14 protein-coding genes are annotated in these 17,412 nt (G+C 70.7%); 4 read left to right on the forward strand and 10 right to left on the reverse strand.

Translation table 11 applies throughout. The annotated features are described in order from the left end of the window. Window positions 1–69: 69 nt before the first annotated feature. From OG787_RS50190 to OG787_RS50220, 7 genes are all read right to left on the reverse strand, one after another. A complete protein-coding gene (locus tag OG787_RS50190; protein ID WP_405540152.1) occupies window positions 70–2,181 on the reverse strand; it encodes a dipeptide ABC transporter ATP-binding protein in 2,112 nt (703 codons plus the stop codon). Beyond that, complete coding sequence (locus tag OG787_RS50195; protein WP_405540154.1) at window positions 2,178–3,053, reverse strand: ABC transporter permease; 876 nt, start codon at window positions 3,051–3,053, stop codon at window positions 2,178–2,180. Before OG787_RS50195 ends, OG787_RS50190 begins: the two co-directional genes overlap by 4 nt. After that, on the reverse strand, window positions 3,050–4,003 hold the full coding sequence (locus OG787_RS50200; protein WP_405540155.1) for an ABC transporter permease: 954 nt from the start codon (window positions 4,001–4,003) through the stop codon (window positions 3,050–3,052). The genes OG787_RS50195 and OG787_RS50200 overlap by 4 nt, the downstream gene beginning before the upstream one ends. Beyond that, entirely contained in the window at window positions 4,000–5,565 is a 1,566-nt protein-coding gene (locus OG787_RS50205) for an ABC transporter substrate-binding protein (protein WP_405540156.1), read from the reverse strand. The genes OG787_RS50200 and OG787_RS50205 overlap by 4 nt, the downstream gene beginning before the upstream one ends. Before the next feature lie 186 nt (window positions 5,566–5,751). Continuing rightward, window positions 5,752–6,681: an NADP-dependent oxidoreductase gene (locus tag OG787_RS50210; protein WP_405540158.1), complete on the reverse strand. Its 930-nt coding sequence runs from the start codon at window positions 6,679–6,681 to the stop codon at window positions 5,752–5,754. Between the two features lie 16 nt (window positions 6,682–6,697). After that, window positions 6,698–7,585 carry a sugar phosphate isomerase/epimerase family protein gene (locus OG787_RS50215; RefSeq protein WP_405540160.1) on the reverse strand — a complete coding sequence of 296 codons (888 nt, stop codon included), beginning with the start codon at window positions 7,583–7,585 and terminating at the stop codon, window positions 6,698–6,700. 62 nt (window positions 7,586–7,647) lie between these two features. Continuing rightward, entirely contained in the window at window positions 7,648–8,754 is a 1,107-nt protein-coding gene (locus OG787_RS50220; RefSeq protein WP_405540162.1) for a Gfo/Idh/MocA family protein, read from the reverse strand. A gap of 661 nt (window positions 8,755–9,415) precedes the next feature. Between OG787_RS50220 and OG787_RS50225 the strand changes: the two genes are divergently transcribed. Next, on the forward strand, window positions 9,416–10,648 hold the full coding sequence (locus OG787_RS50225; protein ID WP_405540163.1) for an ROK family protein: 1,233 nt from the start codon (window positions 9,416–9,418) through the stop codon (window positions 10,646–10,648). A 25-nt stretch (window positions 10,649–10,673) separates the two neighbouring features. Here the strand turns inward: OG787_RS50225 and OG787_RS50230 are convergent, their stop codons facing one another. Further along, the gene (locus OG787_RS50230) at window positions 10,674–11,507 is read right to left on the reverse strand and encodes a phosphotransferase (RefSeq protein WP_369031524.1); all 834 of its coding nucleotides are present in this window, start codon (window positions 11,505–11,507) and stop codon (window positions 10,674–10,676) included. Between the two features lie 171 nt (window positions 11,508–11,678). Next, window positions 11,679–11,807 (reverse strand): hypothetical protein, encoded by a 129-nt coding sequence (locus OG787_RS50235; RefSeq protein WP_369031525.1) that lies wholly within the window; start codon window positions 11,805–11,807, stop codon window positions 11,679–11,681. Window positions 11,808–11,820: 13 nt separating this feature from the next. Here OG787_RS50235 and OG787_RS50240 point away from each other — a divergent pair, with 13 nt between their 5' ends. Next, on the forward strand, window positions 11,821–12,462 hold the full coding sequence (locus OG787_RS50240; RefSeq protein WP_369031526.1) for a sigma-70 family RNA polymerase sigma factor: 642 nt from the start codon (window positions 11,821–11,823) through the stop codon (window positions 12,460–12,462). Window positions 12,463–12,614: 152 nt separating this feature from the next. Beyond that, the gene (locus tag OG787_RS50245) at window positions 12,615–15,374 is read left to right on the forward strand and encodes an AAA family ATPase (protein ID WP_369031527.1); all 2,760 of its coding nucleotides are present in this window, start codon (window positions 12,615–12,617) and stop codon (window positions 15,372–15,374) included. A gap of 35 nt (window positions 15,375–15,409) precedes the next feature. On the opposite strand, the gene OG787_RS50250 is transcribed toward OG787_RS50245, so the two are convergent. Next, window positions 15,410–16,588 carry a serine hydrolase domain-containing protein gene (locus OG787_RS50250; protein ID WP_405540165.1) on the reverse strand — a complete coding sequence of 393 codons (1,179 nt, stop codon included), beginning with the start codon at window positions 16,586–16,588 and terminating at the stop codon, window positions 15,410–15,412. 210 nt (window positions 16,589–16,798) lie between these two features. Here OG787_RS50250 and OG787_RS50255 point away from each other — a divergent pair, with 210 nt between their 5' ends. Next, window positions 16,799–17,383: a TIGR03086 family metal-binding protein gene (locus tag OG787_RS50255; RefSeq protein ID WP_405540166.1), complete on the forward strand. Its 585-nt coding sequence runs from the start codon at window positions 16,799–16,801 to the stop codon at window positions 17,381–17,383. The last annotated feature ends 29 nt before the right edge of the window (window positions 17,384–17,412 follow it).

A 17,412-nucleotide genomic window follows, 5' to 3' on the forward strand; every position in this document is an offset into this window, starting at 1 on the left:
CAGGGCGGCAGGGCCTCCCGGCCACGAGGAGGCCCTGCCGCGTACGAGGGCGTGCTGTCCGGCCACTGTTCAGGGGCGCCCCGCGAGTTCCCCGGCGAAGTGGCAGGCGGCACGCTGACCGCTGGGGGTGAGGGTCAGTTGCGGGTCGGCCTCCGCGCAGATCGTCCGCTCCGGATGCGCGAGGGGGCCGATCGGACACCGGGTGCGGAACCGGCAGCCGGAGGGAGGGTCCGACGGGCTCGGCAGCTCGCCCCGCAGGACGATGCCCTCCCGTGCGCGCTCCGCGACGCTCGCCGCCGGTGAGGACGACAACAGCGCCGTGGTGTACGGGTGTTGGGGGTTTCCGTAGACGTCGGCGACATCGCCGTACTCCACGATCCTGCCGAGGTACATGACGGCCACCGTGTCGCTGAGGTGACGTACGACCGACAGGTCGTGGGCGATGAACAGGTAGCCCAGGCCAAGTTCGTTCTGGAGCTTCTCCAGCAGGTTGATGATCTGGGCCTGGACCGACATGTCCAGCGCGGACACCGGCTCGTCGAGGACGAGTGTGCGCGGTTCACGCGCCAACGCCCGCGCGATGCCGATCCGTTGACGCTGCCCGCCGGAGAACGCGTGCGGATAGCGGTCGAGGTGTTCCGGGCGCAGCCCCACCTGCTCCACCAACGAGCGTGCCGCCGCTTCGAGTTCGGGTCCGCCGATGCCCCGGAACGCGAGCGCCTCGGTGAGGGACTGCCGGATCGTGCGCCGGGGGTTCAGCGACGCGTACGGGTCCTGGAACACGTACTGCACCGAGGCCCGGACCCGTTTGAGGTCCTCCTCGCGCATCGCGCTCACGTCGGTTCCCTCGACGAGGATCGAGCCGTCGGCGATCGGGCTGATGCCGACGACACTGCGCGACAGCGTCGACTTGCCGCAACCGCTCTCGCCCACCAGCCCGAGCGTGCGGCCCGCCTCCACCGTCAGGCTCACCGAGTCGACGGCGTACACCGGGGGCTCACGACGGAACAGACCCCGTCGCCGCGAACCCACGTCGACGGTGACATCGCGGATCTCCAGTACGGGTTCGGCGGTCGCGGGAGCCGTCTGCCGCACGGGTGCCGCGTCGACGGCGTGCGCTGTCTCGCGTACGCCGGCCGAGGACACGTCCACCCCGGCCTGGGCGACGAAGCAGGCCGCGGTCTGCCCCGCCGCACCGATCTGGAGCAGAGCCGGCGCCTCCCGCGTGCAGGTGTCCTCGGCGAACGCGCAGCGCGGATGGAACGCGCAGCCCGTCGGGAGCGCGGCCGGGTCGGGAGGTGTGCCGGGAATCGCCGGGAGCGGCTTGCCCGTCCGCTCGTCGTCGAGGCGGGGCATGGCCGCCAGCAGCGCCGCCGTGTAGGGGTGGCGCGGATGCTCGAATACTTGCTGGACGGTTCCCTTCTCGACCGTACGGCCGCTGTACATCACCACGACGTCCGTACACAGTTCGGCGACCACCCCCATGTCGTGCGTGATGATCGCGACGGCGATGCCGAGTTCGGTGCGCAGTCTGGACAGCAGCCGCAGGATCTGGGCCTGGACCGTGACATCGAGCGCGGTCGTCGGTTCGTCGGCGATGAGCAGCGCGGGATCGTTCGCCAGGGCGATCGCGATCACCACACGCTGGCGCATACCGCCGGAGAACTGGTGCGGATACTGGTCGATCTTCGTCCGTACGTCGGGAATGCCGACCTGTTCGAGGAGTTCGACCGCGCGTGAGCGTGCCGTCTTCCGGTCCACGCCGTGCACCGTCATGGCCTCGACGATCTGGTCGCCGACCTTCATGACCGGGTTCAGCGCGGACTGCGGGTCCTGGAAGACCATCGCCACCTCGCTGCCGCGCCGACGCCGCATCTCGCTCTCGGGCAGCGCGAGCAGATCCTCGCCGTCGAACCGCACGGAACCGGTGACGATCTCGCCGGGCGGGCGGACCATCCGCATGATCGAGCGAGCTGTGATCGACTTGCCCGAGCCGGACTCGCCGACGATGCCGAGGACGTCACCCGCGTGGATGTCGAAGCTGACGTCGTTGACGGCCTTGACGACACCGTTCCTGAGCTTGAACTCCGTACGGAGCCCTTCGACGCGCAGCAGGGGCACACCTCTGCTCGTGACCGGGGCCGGTGGTTCGGTCGTGGTGGGGTCGGTCGTCGGGTTCATCGGCGATTCACCGCCTCGTTGAGCGCGTCCGACATCAGGCCGACGCCCACCGCGAGCAGCAGAAGCAGCGATGCGGGCCCGATGATGTAGGTGGGGGACTGGGATACGAACCGCAGGCCGTTGTTGAGCAGTACGCCGAGCGACGGCGTCGGCGGCTGCACTCCGAGGCCGACGATGGACAGACCGGCCTCGATGTAGACGCCGATGACCATCCAGACGGCGCCGTTCACGACGATGGCGTCCATCGCGTTGGGCAGCACATGCCGTACGAGGAGTTGGCGGCGCGAGACACCGAGCACCTGGGCGGCGAGGACGTACTCCCTGCCCTGCTGGGTGAGCCAGGCGCCGCGGGCCAGGCGCCCTGCACTGGGCAGACCGCCGATCAGGATGGTCAGGAACAGCGCGAACCAGCCGGGGCCGAGGATCGCCACCAGGCACACCCCGAGAATCAGCCCGGGGAAGCCGATGACGACGTCGAGCAGGCGTTGCACTCCCGCGCCGAGCCATTCGGAGATGGCGCCGCACAGGCCGAGCAGGGTACCGATCGCCATGCTGAGCGGCACCGCGGTGAGGATCAGGCTCAGGTCGACGCGCAGCCCGTAGAGGCTGCGGACGAAGATGTCGCGGCCGAACTCGTCCGTGCCGAAGAGATGCGCGCCCGACGGCCCGGCGAAGCTGTCCGGGCCCTGCTGGTCGTAGCCGGACGAGAACAGAAGAGGAGCGAGCAGGGCGGCGAGCAGCATGATCCCGAGGATCGACACCCCGATGATGCCCTTGGGAGTGCGGAAGGCCGACAGATAGCGGGCCAGTGTCGGATTGAGTCGTCTGCGCGCCGCCGTCGGCGCGGATGCGGACAGGGGGACGTCTGTCATGGCCGGTCTCCCAACCTGATCTTCGGGTCGAGTGCCGCGAGGACCATCTCGGTGACGATCTGGCAGACCACCGCCACGCAGACCACGCCGAGGATCAGCACCTGGAGGACGGTGAAGTCGCGGGTCTGCACGCTGGACACGGCGAGCTGGCCGAGCCCGTTGCGGTTGAAGACCGCCTCGATGACCACGGCACCGGCGAGCAGGGTGCCGATCTCCAGGCCGATCGCGACGACCGCGGTGCCGAAGCTGTTGCGCAGCACGTGCCGCAGGGTGATCCGCCGGGGCGAGACCCCCTTGGCCAGCGCCAGATCGACGTAGTCCTCGTTGCGGATCCGGGCCATCTCCGTCTGGAGCAGCCGGGCCAGACCCCCGGCGGGCGACAGCGCCAGCGCGACCGCGGGAAGGACCAGGTACTGGATCCCGATCGCGGGGTCGTGCAGCACGCTCACCTCCCCGCTGACGGGAAGCCAGCGGTGGTACACACCGAAGAGGAGGATCAGCGCCAGCGCCGTGAGGAACGACGGCACGGCGACCAGGATGCTGGTGCCCAGATCGAGGGTCGCCCGTGCCCACCAGCGCCTGGTCGACCCGGCGAGCACCCCGAGTGTGGTCCCGATGAGGACGACGAGGAGCGTCGCGAACACGGCCAGCTCGACCGTGCTCCCCAGCCGGTCGCCGATCAGGCTCGTGACGCTGCGGTGGAGGAGGTACGACTGTCCCAGGTCACCGTGGAACAGGCCGGAGATCCAGTCCCAGTACTGCACGGCGAGCGACCGGTCCAGCCCCAACTCGCTCCGGATGGCGGCGATGTTGGCCGCCGTCGGGTCCGCACCGGCGAGGGTGACGGCGACGTCTCCGGGCGCGAGCCTGGGCAGGGCGAACGCGACGATCGAGCTGGCGAAGAGCACGAACCCCACCGACGGCACCTTGCGGATCAGGAACCGGATCATTTCGACAGCCAGGCCGTGCCGAGGTCCAGGAAGCCCGTCCGGGTCGCCTTGATACCGCCTACGGCCGTCGACCTGACCGTCATCGTCGGGCGGGTGATCAGGGGAACCGCGAACGCCTGGTCGAGGACGTACTCGTTGTAGGCGAGCACCGCCGTCTTCTGGGCGTCGGTCGAGGTCGCGGTGGCGACCTGCTCGACGAGCTTCGTGTACTTCGGGTCCTTGAGCTTCAGGAGGTTGTCGTCCGCGACGAACTCCGGCCGGCTGACGACCTGGGTGGCCGGCGACAGGGCGTTGCTGTTCATCATCAGCACCGCGGGCGTGCCGATGTTCCGCTTGGCGATCCGCTCGTCGTACTCGGTCGCGGTCAGCAGGACGGGCTTGGCGGTCAGGCCGACCGCGGCGAGGTTGTTCTTGACGATCTGGAAGATGCCGGTGGCCTCGGGGGTGTTCAGCGTGACGACGTCGAACGAGGCACCGCTCACGCCCGCCCGGGCGAGCAACTGCTTGGCCTTGTCCGGCTGATACGTGTAGTGCTTCGCCTGGGTGGCGTCGTAGCCCACGGTGGACGTCCGCCACGGCAGGTCCGTCGCCGCCGCCTGACCGCCCTCGACCTGGGAGACGATCCGGTCGCGGTCGATCGCGTACTGGACCGCCTGTCGCACGGTCTTGTTGTCGAACGGCGCCTTCGTCACGTCGAGGGCGAGCGGGATCGCCGACCCGCCCGACGTCACGAGGGCGTAGCCGTCCTGTTGGCTCAGGCTGCGCGCGTCGAGGGCGGGCATGCCGACGCCGTACTGGACCCGGCCGCTGCGGATCGCCGACACGATGGCGGTCGGGTCGTTGATGATGTTGATCTGGATCTTGTCGAGATGGGTGTTCTTCGCGTCGCGGTACTTGGCGTACTTGGCGAGTTCGACCTTGCCGCCGGGCGTCCAGGACTTCCAGACGAACCGGCCGGTGCCGTCGACGACCTTGCCCGCCGCGTAGTCGCCATAGGCCGTGGGGTTGAGGATCGGCATCGTCTCGAACAGGTCGAAGATGTTCGGCGTCGGCTTCGAGAACGTGAGGGCCAACTCGTGGTCGCCCTCGACCCGTATGGACTTGACCTGGCTCGCGATCGGCTGGTTCGCGGCACCCGTCGCCGGGTCCTGCACCTTCTTCAGGGTGAACTCGACGTCGCTCGCCGTCAGTTGGCGGCCGCTGTGGAACGTCACGTCGTCGCGGAGCGTGATGTCGATGCTTCTGGCGTCGGGTGCCAGCTTCCACGACTTCGCCAGGACACCACTGGGTTGGCCGGTCTTGGTGCTGATGGCGGTCAGGGTCTCCAGGACCTGGTACTCGGACAGCAGGTTGCCGAACGAGGTCTTCAGGAACGAGCCGGGGTCGACGTCGCTGGTCTGCGCGACGACGAGGGTGCCTCCGTCGCGTACCGGGCCGGTGGTCTCGGAGTTCGCGCCGGCGGGCTGGGTGGCGGCGCTGCAAGCGGTGGAGGTGAGCAGTGCCGCGCCTGCGGCGGCGCCTGCCAACAGCCGGCGCGGCCGGACTGGCTTGGTGAGTGACATCGGTGCTCCTTGAAGTGCTCGGGGGAACCCTGGGTGAACAGCCCCGTCAGATGTGGTTCTTCGGGCATGAACTCGGCGTGGGTGCGGGCCGGTCGGTGCCGCTTGCGGGAGGGAGCGGCTGAAGCTGTGGCAGTTCTGTCGTCCTGGCGGGGGACGAGACGGTTCGGCCGTGTGGATACGGGAACGTCAGGCTGCGCGCATGTCGAGCACCACCTTGCCCCACGAGTGACCGGATTCGACTTCGCGCAGGGCGGCTTCGGCGTCCTCGAAGCGGAAGACACCGCGGACCTGGGGATCGAGCCGGCCGTCCGCCACGCGCCGGGCCAGTTCGGTGAGTGTGGTGGTCGAGCTGTTGCGGGACAGGGGCCTGGCACCAAACCGGGCAGCTGTCCCGGAGGCGGCGACCGAGAGGATCCGGCAGGTGGGGGAGATCACCGCCGAGACGCTGTCCAGTACGTCGCCGCCCACGAGGTCGAGGATCGCGTCGACGCCGTTCGGCAGGACTGCCTCCAGCTGTTTGCCGAGGTCGTCGCAGTCGTAGTCGACGGCCAAGGCGCCCAGTGATTCGACGAACCTCCGTTTGGCCGCGGAAGCGGTGCCGACGACCCGGGCTCCGGCGGCGCGTGCGAGCTGCGCCGCCATGACGCCCACGCCGCCGCCGATCCCCAGGATCAGCAGGGTTTCGCCGGCCGCCGGACCGAGCCGGTCCACCCCGTCGTACGCGGTCACGGCGGCCACCGGCAGGACGGCGGCGTCGGTGAACGAGACCGCGGCGGGCTTCACCGCCGTCTGACACGCGGTCAGCAGCGCGAACCGTGCATAGCCGCCGCAGCCCCGAGCGCTGGTGCCGAACACCGGGTCGCCCACGGCGAACCCCTCGACCCCCACGCCGACTCGCTCGACCACGCCCGAGACCTCACGCCCGAGCACGGCCGGCAGGTCGAGGTGGAGGAAAGCGCGGTGCAGACCGGCCCGGACACCCCAGTCCACCGGATTGACGCCCGCCGCACACACCTCGACAAGAAGCTCGCCCCGCCCGGGCACAGGCATGGGCAGATCGAGGAACCGCTGCATCTCAGGACCGCCGTATCCGGTGAATCCGTACGCCTCGGGCATGGCGAGCCTCTCTGACTCAGTGCGACTGCTGGGCCCACTGCCCGCAGAGCCGAATGCTTTCCTCCGGGGTCGCCTGCGCGCCCCGGTCGACCTCGATGACCAGCCAGCCGCTGAAACTGTCGGGCAGCGCCGCCAGGGTCGCGGGGATGTCCACCGACGCGTGGCCGGGCTCGGCCCACAGACCGGCGAGGACCGTCTTCTGGTAGCTCCAGCCCTCGGCCCTGCCCCGCTCGGCCACCTCGGTGTGGAAGTCCTTGACGTGCATGCTCGCCACCCGGTCGCCGTAGTCGCGGATCAGACCGATGACATCGGCTCCGGCCCAGCCGAGATGTCCGATGTCCGGCCCGAAGGAGAGGACGTCCGCCGGGACGGTGTCGAGGATGAAACGGGTCTCCTCCTCGGTCTCCGCCCAGGTCCCGATGTGCGGGTGGAAGGCCGCCGTGACTCCGTTGGCCCTGGTGGTCTCGCCCATCCGCGCGAACACGTCACGCACCCGCTCCAGCCGTTCGGGGGTGGCTTCCGCCCCCACCGCCGGGCGGTGCACCCGGGGTGCCTCCTTGGACATGCCCGTGGCCACGAAGACCGTGGGCAGGCCCAGTTCGGCCATCTGCGCGCTCATCCGCGCCGTCTTGTCGAGGTGCGCCCGCAGGCTCTCCTCGTCCTCGGGCAGCGGGCCCGAGACATAGCCCGGAGCGGGGGACAGGCCGTGGTCCGCGAGGAGTCGGCCGTACTCGGCGGCCGTCATGTCCGCGGGCACCTCGGCGTGCACCGAGCGGATGCCCGCCTCCTGGATGACCTTGAGCCGCTGGGTGAGGGAGGGCGCCAGGGCGGGGTCGATCCAGCCGTCCTCGGTGGCTATCCATTGCAGGGGATTGATGGCGATCTTCTCGGGGCTGATGGTCATGGGCGTCCTTCCCTCGGGCTCGGAAGCGTCAGGTGGGTCTTGCAGGCGTCAGGTGTCATGTGTCAGACGGAGAAACGGGGTTGAGGGCGGTCGCAGGTGCTCTCCAGCTCCACGGCACGACCCTCCTCGGAGGCCTTGTCGACGGCGCACAGCGCTTCGAGCACGTGGAAGGCGAAGGAGGCGTTCGCGCGGTGCGGGCCGCCCTCGACAGCGTCCGCGAGGTCCCGTACGCCGAGTCCTCGCCGGGCCTGCTCGCGGGTGCCGACGGCGCCGAACAGGCCGACGGCCGGTTCCAGCGCCGTCCATTCGGTCTCGCCGTGCCGCCGGAGCCGTACGTCGCCGTCGAAGTGGTTCGGGTTGCCCAGGGACAGCGTGCCCTCGGTGCCGTAGACCTCCATGAAGGGCAGGTCCGTGTCCCATACGTCGAAGCTCATCTGCGTCGTGCCGATGACGCCCGAGTCGAAGGTCAGTACCGCGCCGGCATGGGTGGGGACCGTGACCTCGATCGAGTCGACGGCACGCTCCGGCGCGGTCACCGTCCTGGTCGGCGCGCCGATCCGGCTCGACGCGGCGACGGACCGGACGGGGCCCAGCAGGTTCACGAGGATCGCGAAGTAGTACGGGCCCATGTCCATGACCGGACCGCCGCCCGGCTGGAACAGGAAGCGCGGATCCGGGTGCCACGTCTCGGCCTTGCTGTGGCCGATGAACGCCGAGGCACCGACCGGTGCGCCGATCAGGCCGGCGTCGAGTGCCTTGCGGGCCGTCTGGCTCGCGCTGCCCAGGAAGGTGTCCGGTGCCGAACCGAGCAGACGCCCGCTCCTGGCGGCCGCCGCGAGCACGGACCGGCCTTCCTCGACCGTCGTGGCCAGGGGCTTTTCGACGTACACGTGCTTGCCGGCTTCCAGAGCCTCGATGACGGTACGGGCGTGGTGCACCGGCGGCGTGAGGTTCACGACGATGTCCACCGACTCGTCGGCGTACAGCTCCGCGGCGTCACCCCAGGCCGGGATGGCGTGATCGGCGGCGGCCTGCTTGGCCCGGGCCGTGTCGATGTCGCCGACCCGGACGACCGCCAGCTCCGGGAAGTGGGCGGCCAGACCGGCGACGTACCGGCCGAAGATGTTGCCGCTGCCGAGGATGCCGATCCGATGCGTCTGTTTGGCCATGGTGATGGTCCATCTCCAACCTGATCACAGGGGGGTGACGCCGCTGTGGGCGATGTGCGGTGCCGCGTATTCAAGGGCGGCGCGGAGGTCCCGGACGAGGCGCTCGGTCCGCTGAGCAGAACATTCGCGGCCTGGTTATCGAATCGTGATGAATGGGTGCGGTGGGGTGTCCGGTCGGCTGCGCGTCGCCCGGCCGGCCGACTGTGCGCGCGCTGCGCCAGGCGTGCGGTTCTTGGGGTGGGTGTGGCAAAAAGTGCACGTAAAAGCCCCATTCGAGAGTTCTGTGAGGGCTGGTGGACGGCCTTGAAGTGCTGGGTGCGGGCGACCTGACGGCGCGGGGGAGTCTGCGCGCGGAGGGGGTCTCGGGCGCACCGAAGTGGCCTGTGTGGCGCGGACCTGCCTCAGGGGAAGATCACAAGTCATTGACTTCAGCGCTACGTCATTGAGATAATCCCGCGCTTTTTGGAGGCTGGTCGACCGTCGCGGTGTGCGATGTCCACCTGAACGCCATGTGTCGCGTTCACCTTCGTTTAGTTCGCGCCATCGGAGCAAGATGCCGCTTTTAATTTTCTGCTCGGACTAAATTCGGCTGAAAGTGGACGACCGCTCTGAAGGTCAGGCCCGTTGACGGTCGTGCCGGGACGAAATTAGGGTCCTGAAAGTGCGCAAAGACGAGGGACACCCGATCGACATGGCGCTGCTCCCCGCCGTGCCCGTAGGACTGCCCAAGGTGCTGGGCCTCGTGGTGTCCGGCGAGGCGACCAGCCGTGCCGAGATCGCGCGGCGCAGCGGTCTGGCCCGGTCGACGGTCGGCCAGCAGATCGACCACCTCGTCGGGCACGGCATCCTCCAGGAGAACGAGGCCGGCGAGTCGGTACGCGGCCGGCCGCCGCGCGTGCTGACGCTGAGCCCGCGGGCGGGAACCGTGGTGGTGGCGGACGTCGACACCCTGGCGACGCGGGTCGCGGTCGCCGATCTCGGCGGACGGGTGCTCGCGCAGGAGACCGTGGGTGTCCCGGTCGGCGCGGGGCCGGAAGTCGTGCTGAAGGCGGTGACCGAGCGACTGTTCGATCTGCTGGAGCGGTGCGGGCGCGAGCCGGACCGGGTCCGCAAGGTGGTGATGGGCCTGCCCGGACCGGTCGACTCCCAACGCGGCTGGGCCGTACGGCCGACAGGGATGCCCGGCTGGGACGGCTATCCGGTGGCCGAGCGACTGCGCACCGCTTTCCGCGCCCCCGCCCTGGTGGACAACGATGCCAACCTCATGGCACTCGGCGAGGCCGCCCGGGACGAGGTCGACACCCCGCTGCTCGGCATCAAGATCGGCACCGGCATCGGGGCCGGGATCGTCACCGTCGACGGTGAGGTGTACCGGGGGGCGGACGGAGCCGAGGGCGATGTCGGCCACATCAGGTCCGTCGGCGGCGGGGACGTCCTGTGCGCCTGCGGCAACGTCGGCTGTGTCGGCGCGCTCGCCTCCCACCGGGCCGTCCTGCGCGGCCTGGGCATCCCCGAGTCGACCGAGGACGACCCGCTGCACGGCACCCACACCCTGGCCGAGCGCGTCGCGAACAACGACCCGTCAGCCGTCCGCGCCCTGCGCCAGGCGGCCACCGAGATCGGCGAGTTGGCGGCGATGCTGGTCTACATGTTCAACCCGCGCACACTGGTCCTCGGCGGCCCGTTGAGCGAACTCCGCGACGACATGCTCTCCGGGGTCCGCGCCGTGGTCTACCAGCGCGCCCTGCCCCTGGCCACCCGCAAGTTGACCATCACCACGACTCAGCCCGGCGAGAACTCCGCGATCCACGGCGGCGTCGCCCTCGCCCTGCGGGACGTCTTCAGCGAGCGGGGCATCGCCCGGATGCTGGTCGACGACGGGGGAGTCGCCTGACGGTGGCGGGCGGTGTCTCTCGGGTTCAGCCCGGCCCGCAGCGATCGAGTGCGGCACGCACGTGGTCCAGCCCCGCCGCCCTCCAGTGCTCCCGGTCGGGCATCTGGTCCTCCCGGCGCCAGCGCCAGGCCGAGAACATCGCCCAGTTCAGGGCGCGGCACCGGTGAACGAGGGCGTGGTCGGCCCCCGCGTAATGCTCTCCGACCTCTTCGGGCGCATGCGCGAGGTCGAACTCGATCGGCCCACGGCAGCACGTGGCGAGGTCCACGAAAAGCGGACCTCTCCGCGTGTTGAGGAGGTTGCCCGGATGGGGTTCGCCGTGCAACAGCTGTTCGCCGGTTTCCGCGACGGTGCTCAGTCCGCTGAGTGTGTCGCTGAGAAGGGCCCGGTCGGAATCGGGCAACTCGGGGGACCGCTCCCGGTCGTTCACCTCTCGGAGCGCGGCGGCGACTCGGTCGGTGAAATGCGGCGCGTCCAGATCGATCCGGCGCAGGGCGGCATGGTGCCGCAGGAACGTGTCCGCGTAGTCGGCGGCCGCGATCTCTGATCCGACCGGTTCGTAGTACGTCCAGAGCGAGACGGCGAAAGCGTCACGCACGTAGACCCGGGGTTCGCCCCGGGGGTCGAGCTCGGCCACCGGAGCGTCGACCTCGGTGAGACGGCGAGCAACCTCCACCTCGAACTCGGAACCGGCCAGCTGCCCCGGAGGCGCGACCCGAACCAGCACATCGCACGGGAGCAGGCGCAGCGCGACGCGGTCCGAGTTGTGGACGACGACCACCTCGTCGACCCGAAGGCCCAGCTCCGCAGCGGTGGCCCGTCCTGCCTCGACCGCACGGCGAAGTTCCGACGGCTCCACAGCGTCCTCCCTGGTTCCTCATTGCCGAGTCGGCGAAACATACCCGCCCGGCTACGGCCGGAGACACCGCTTTCTCACCGGGGTGAGGACAAGGGGGCCACGGATCCCCCGGGGGTACACCCGGGTTTCCACGGGCGCGCCCGGTGCCCGCTTCGGGCGACGGTGGCTGGGTCACTGAGCCGGAGCCTGGCGCACGACGAGCCGGTCCCGGTGGATCAGAGCACTGGGATCGGGGAAGACCGTCATGAGCTTGTCCAGCATCGATGTCGTGGCGGAGCCGGTTTCGTCGAGGGTGGCCACGCCCGGGAACAGCTTGACGACCGTCGTTCGCTCCGGGTCCGAGACGGCGGCGGACTTCGAGCGGGTCCGCTCCCTGCTGTTCGGGATCGCCTACCAGACGCTGGGCCGGGCCGCCGACGCCGAGGACGTCGTCCAGGACGTGTGGGTCCGCTGGCAGGGCACGGACCGGGCGCAGGTGCGGGACAGGGTCGCGTTCCTCGCGGCTGTCACGACCCGGGTCGCCCTCAACGCGGCGACCTCGGCCCGCGCCCGTCGCGAGATCAGCGTCGGCGCATCGATTCCGGAACGCGAAGTCGCATCCGTCGATCCGGCGGGGGAGGCCGAACGCGGGGAAGCACTCGAATCCGCGGTCCGGCTCCTGATGGAACGCCTGCTGCCCGTCGAACGCGCCGTGTACGTACTCCGCGAGGCGTTCGAATACCCGTTCCGTGAGATCGCAGAAATGCTGGGGATCAGCGAGGCCAACGCGCGGCAACAGGCGCTCCGGGCCCGCCGTCATCTCGCCGGACAACGGCACAACCGGGTGGACACGGCAGAGCGCGACGCACTGCTCGAAGCCTTCCGCGACGCGGCGCGAGCCGGTGCCATGGCGCGCCTGATCGACCTGTTCCAGGGGCTTCGCAACGCCTCGCGACCGCGATGTCCCTCTCGGTGACCGTGCCGCTACCAACGGTTGACGAGGCCTCGGTCACGCTCCGAGGGGGCCGTCCGGTTGACGGTCCGGGCCGGCGCGCCCGTGGTGCATGATGGGGACGACCCGAGTTGAAGATCAGGGTCTTGCTCCCTTGACCTGCACGGTGGTGGTGGATGTCGAGCAGCGCTCCTCGGCGCGGGCTGCGTGGCCGACGTGGCGAGTGCGGGGTGCTGGATCAGCTGGTGACCGACGCCAGGGCGGGACAGAGCCAGGTGCTGGTGCTGCGCGGCGAGCCCGGAGTCGGCAAGTCCGCGTTGGTCGAGTACCTGGTCACCGGCGCCACCGGCTGTCAGATCCTGCGCGCCACCGGCGTCGAGTCCGAGATGGAGCTGGCGTTCGCCGGTCTGCACCAGCTGTGCATGCCGATGATGGCGCGGCTCGACCGCCTCCCCGTCCCACAACGTGACGCCCTGGCCATCGCGTTCGGTCTGCGTGCGGGGAGCGCGCCGGACCGCTTCATGGTCGGCCTCGCGGTACTCAGCCTGCTGGCCGAGGCGGCGGAGGAGCAACCGGTCGTGTGCGTCGTGGACGACGCCCAGTGGCTCGACCGGGTCTCCGCGCAGACACTGGCCTTCGTCGCCCGCCGACTCCTCGCGGAGCAGGTGGCGCTGGTGTTCGCGGTGCGTACGTCGGCGCCGGCCTCGGGCGACGACCCGTTGCAGGCGCTGCGGGAACTCACGGTCCGGGGGCTGCGCGACGACGACGCGCGGGCGCTGCTCGACTCGGTCGTCCCCGGTCGCCTGGACGAGCGCGTCCGGGACCGGATCGTCGCCGAGACCCGCGGCAACCCGCTGGCCCTGCTGGAACTGACGCGCGGACTGACCGCGGCGGAACTGGCCGGCGGCTTCGGGCGCCCGGACGCACGCCCGCTGGCGAGCCAGATCGAGCAGAGCTTCCTGCGGCGCATCGGGTCGCTCCCGGACGCGGCACAACGACTGCTGCTGGCCGCTGCCGCCGAACCCGTGGGGGACGTACCGCTGTTGAGACGGGTGGCCGAGCGGCTCGACATCGGGGCCGACGCCGCGGGCGTGGCCGAGGCGGCGGGACTGATCGAGTTCGGCGCACGAGTACGGTTCCGGCATCCGCTGGTGCGCTCGGCGGCGTACCGTGCGGCCGACCCCGGGGAACGCCGTGACGTGCATCGGGCGCTGGCCGAGGCGACCGACCCCGCGTTCGACTCGGATCGCCGGGCCTGGCACCGCGCCCACGCGGCGGTCGAACCCGACGAGGAACTGGCGGGCGAGCTGGAGCGCTCGGCAGGCCGGGCCCAGGCCCGCGGCGGTATCGCGGCGGCGGCCGCGTTCCTGAGACGCGCGACCGAACTGACGCCCGACCCGGGCAGACGCGGAACAAGGGCGGTGGGCGCGGCGCAGGCCGCCTTCGAGTCCGGAGCCGCCGACACCGCGCTCGAACTCGTCGCCGCCGCGGAGATGGGCCCGTTGGACGAGGCCCAGCGCGCGCGGCTGGCCCGCCTGCGCGCCCAGATCGTCTTCGCCCGCAGACGCGGCGGTGAGGCTCTCCCGTTGCTCCTCGACGCGGCCGGCCGGCTGGAGGGGGTCGACGACGGACAGGCGCGTGAGGCGTACCTCGAAGCACTCGGCACAGCGGTCGTCGCGGGCCGCCTGTGTGGACATGGCGGAGTGCGGGCGGTGGCCGAGGCCGCCCGCGCCGCACCGCGCGGTCCGCGGCCTCCCCGGCTGGCCGACGAACTGCTCGACGGCCTGGCGACGCGGTTCGCCGAAGGCTACGTCGAAGGCGCGTCGCTGCTGAAGCCCACACTGCGGGCGCTCCGGCGAGCCGCCGGACGCGACAAGGACGACGTCATGCGCCGGCTCTGGCTGACGTGGCTGATCGCCGGCGACCTGTGGGACGACGAGACCTGGCACGAACTGACCACGCACGCGGTCCGGGCGGCTCGGGAGACCGGCGCGCTCAACTTCCTTCCTCTGGCCCTCTCCTACCGCGCCGCCGTGCATGTGCACGCCGGGGAGTTCGACCTTGCCTCGGCGCTGATCGACGAGTCCAACACCATCACGGAGGTGACCGGCAACTCGCCCCTCGGGTACGCCCCGGCTCTGCTCATGGTCTGGCGCGGCGACCTCCGGGCGGTGGAGATGATCCAGTCCGGTACCCGCGACGCGACCGCCTGGGGCGAGGGGCGGGCGATCGGTCTGGCCTCATACCTGTTCGCGGTGCTGTACAACGGCCTCGGCCGGTACCAGGAGGCTCTGGCCAATGCCGAACAGGCCGGGGAGTACGAGGATTTCGCGGGTACCGGGTTCTCCCTCGTCGAACTCGTCGAGGCGGGCGCTCGCAGTGGTGCCCCCGAGGCGGCCGAGGCGGCCCTGCGCCGGCTCGAGGAACAGGCCGGCGCCGCCGGCACGGACTGGGCCCTCGGCGTACTGGCCCGGTCGAGAGCACTGCTCTGCGACGGCCCGGCCGCCGATCTGCTGTACCGCGAGGCCATCGAGCACCTTGAGCGGAGCCGGGTCGCCGTCCACCTCGCGCGCACCCACCTGGTGTACGGCGAGTGGCTGCGCCGCGAGAACCGGCGCGTCGACGCGCGAGAGCAACTGCGCACCGCCTACGGGATGCTGCACGGTTTCGGGGCGGGCGCCTTCGCCGAGCGCGCCCGCCGCGAACTCCTGGCCACCGGCGAATCGATTCGGCAACAGGCGGTCGACATCCGTGAGTCCCTCACCGCGCAGGAGGCTCAGATCGCCTGGCTGGCGGCTGACGGGAAGACGAATTCGGAGATCGGCGCCGAGTTGTTCATCAGCCCGCGCACGGTCGAATGGCATCTGCACAAGGTGTTCACGAAGCTCGATGTGAAGTCACGCAACAAGCTCCGGGGCGCACTGGCCCGCGTGTGACGGCGGAGGGACTCCGAGTCGTGGAGCGGCACCGGTCAGTCGCGGAGCAGCGCGCACACGAAGTTCTCCTCGACCTCGCGCAGTTGCTTGAGCAGCTGCGGCTTCGTCGCCTCGTTCACCTGCGTGGTGAGTGAGAACGTCAGCGACCGCTCGCCGTCCGGGGTCGCGGCGATCAGCTGGGTGTAGCCGGGGGTGTTTCCGGTGTGGCCGAGGACGACCCCGCATCGGGTGGTGTAGCGGAAGATCGCCGCCCCGGCCTTGTTCGCGCCCGGGCCGGCCGGTTCCGAGGCGCCGTCGACCCAGCGGCGCTGCTCGCGCAGGGTCGCCCGGGAGATCAGCGCGCCGCCCGCGTAACCGCGGATGAACCTGGTCATGTCCCGCGGAGTGGAGATGATTCCGCCCGACGCCCACACCCCCGAGGCCCCGATCAGCTCACTGATGTCCTCCGGCGCGGCCGGCGGCTGGACCGGGACGTCGTAGCCGCGCATGTACGGTTCCGGCATCTCGAAGCCCTGCGGCAGGCTCGTGTCGTGCAGGCCGAGCGGACGGTAGACCAGCCGCCGCAGCAGTTCCTCGTAGCGGACCCCGGTCACCGCCTCGGCCATGAGGGCCACGGCGATGTTGTCCGAGTTGGAGTACTGGTAGCGCGAGCCCGGGCGGAACAGCAGCCGCTGGCCGGCCACGAAGTCGAGCAGCCGCCGGGAGTCGAACCGATGATGCGGATCGGCCTGGAGGATGGCGAGGAACTCCGGGCTCCGGCTGTAGTCAGGCAGGCCGCTGGTGTGGGTCAGGAGCTGGCGCAGGGTCACCGCGCGCCAGGCCCGGGGGAGCGCGGGCAGTCGTCGGCCGATGGTGTCGTCGAGTCCGAGTGCGCCCCGGTCCACGAGCCGCAGTGCCACGGCTCCGCTGAACGCCTTCGCCGTACTGGCGATCCGCATGTGGTCGGTCGGTTCGACCGGCCTGCCGGTGGCGAGGTCGGTGGTCCCGGCCCGCAGGATCCGGCGCGAGTCCCCTCGCTGGAGCACGGCGATGACGCCGGGCGGGCCGCCCGGGGCGCGGACCAGCTGTTCGAGCTGGCTCCGCAGCGCGCGGTCCGTGGTGGGGCCGGGCGGGTCGGCTTCGGCCGGGGCGGACACCAGGGCGGCCAGACAGGCGCCGGCCAGCACGGCACCGACCGGTAGACGCAGGTGGCGGGAGGGACGGGGCAACGGCATGGGATCTCCTTGGACGGGCTGGGAGGCCGGGGCACGCCCAGCATCGGCCGCACGACGCCCGGCTGCCTGTGCCGCTGCTGCATACGGCGGAGCGGGTCGTCCGGACGGGTCGTTCGCCGTGGGCGGCGGTTTCCGCCGCGGAAGCGATGAGTTTCGGGTGCGTCCCCGGTCCACCCAGGTGTGAGTTTCCGAGAAGCTGAGGAGAAGCCGATGTCTGAGACGACTCTCGACCTCGGGCCGCAGGCCCTGATCGTGGCCGGCCTCGCGGCCGGGGTGAAGGACGAGCAGCTCGACGGCGCGACCCCCTGTCCGGACTACGCGGTGCACCACATGCTCGGGCATCTGCTCGGGCTGGCCACCGCCTTCCGCGACGCGGGACGCAAGGATCTCGGCGCCACGACCGACACGGCTCCGGACACCGCGATGCCCGACATCGGGCCCGACTGGCGCGAGACCCTGCCGAAGGTGCTCGACGAACTCGCCGAGGCCTGGCGCGACCCGGCGGCCTGGACCGGCGAGACCCGGGCGGGCGGCATCACGCTGCCGGGTGCGATCGCCGGCCTGGTGGCGGCGGACGAACTGGTCATCCACGCCTGGGACCTGGCGCGGGCCACCGGCCAACAGTACGAACCGGACCGGGCCGCGCTACAGGTGTCGTACGACTTCCTCGAAGCCTCGGCCGAGGACCCGTCCCGCGGCGAGATCTTCGGCCCCGTGGTTCCGCTGCCCGAGGACGCGCCCCTGCTCGACCGCGCGGTCGGCCTGAGCGGCCGCGATCCGGGCTGGAAGCCCTAGTAGTGCTTCGTTAGGTCTAGTCGTTGTCG

It is taken from the genome of Streptomyces sp. NBC_00075, assembly GCF_045041225.1.
Lineage (GTDB): Bacteria > Actinomycetota > Actinomycetes > Streptomycetales > Streptomycetaceae > Streptomyces > Streptomyces adonidis.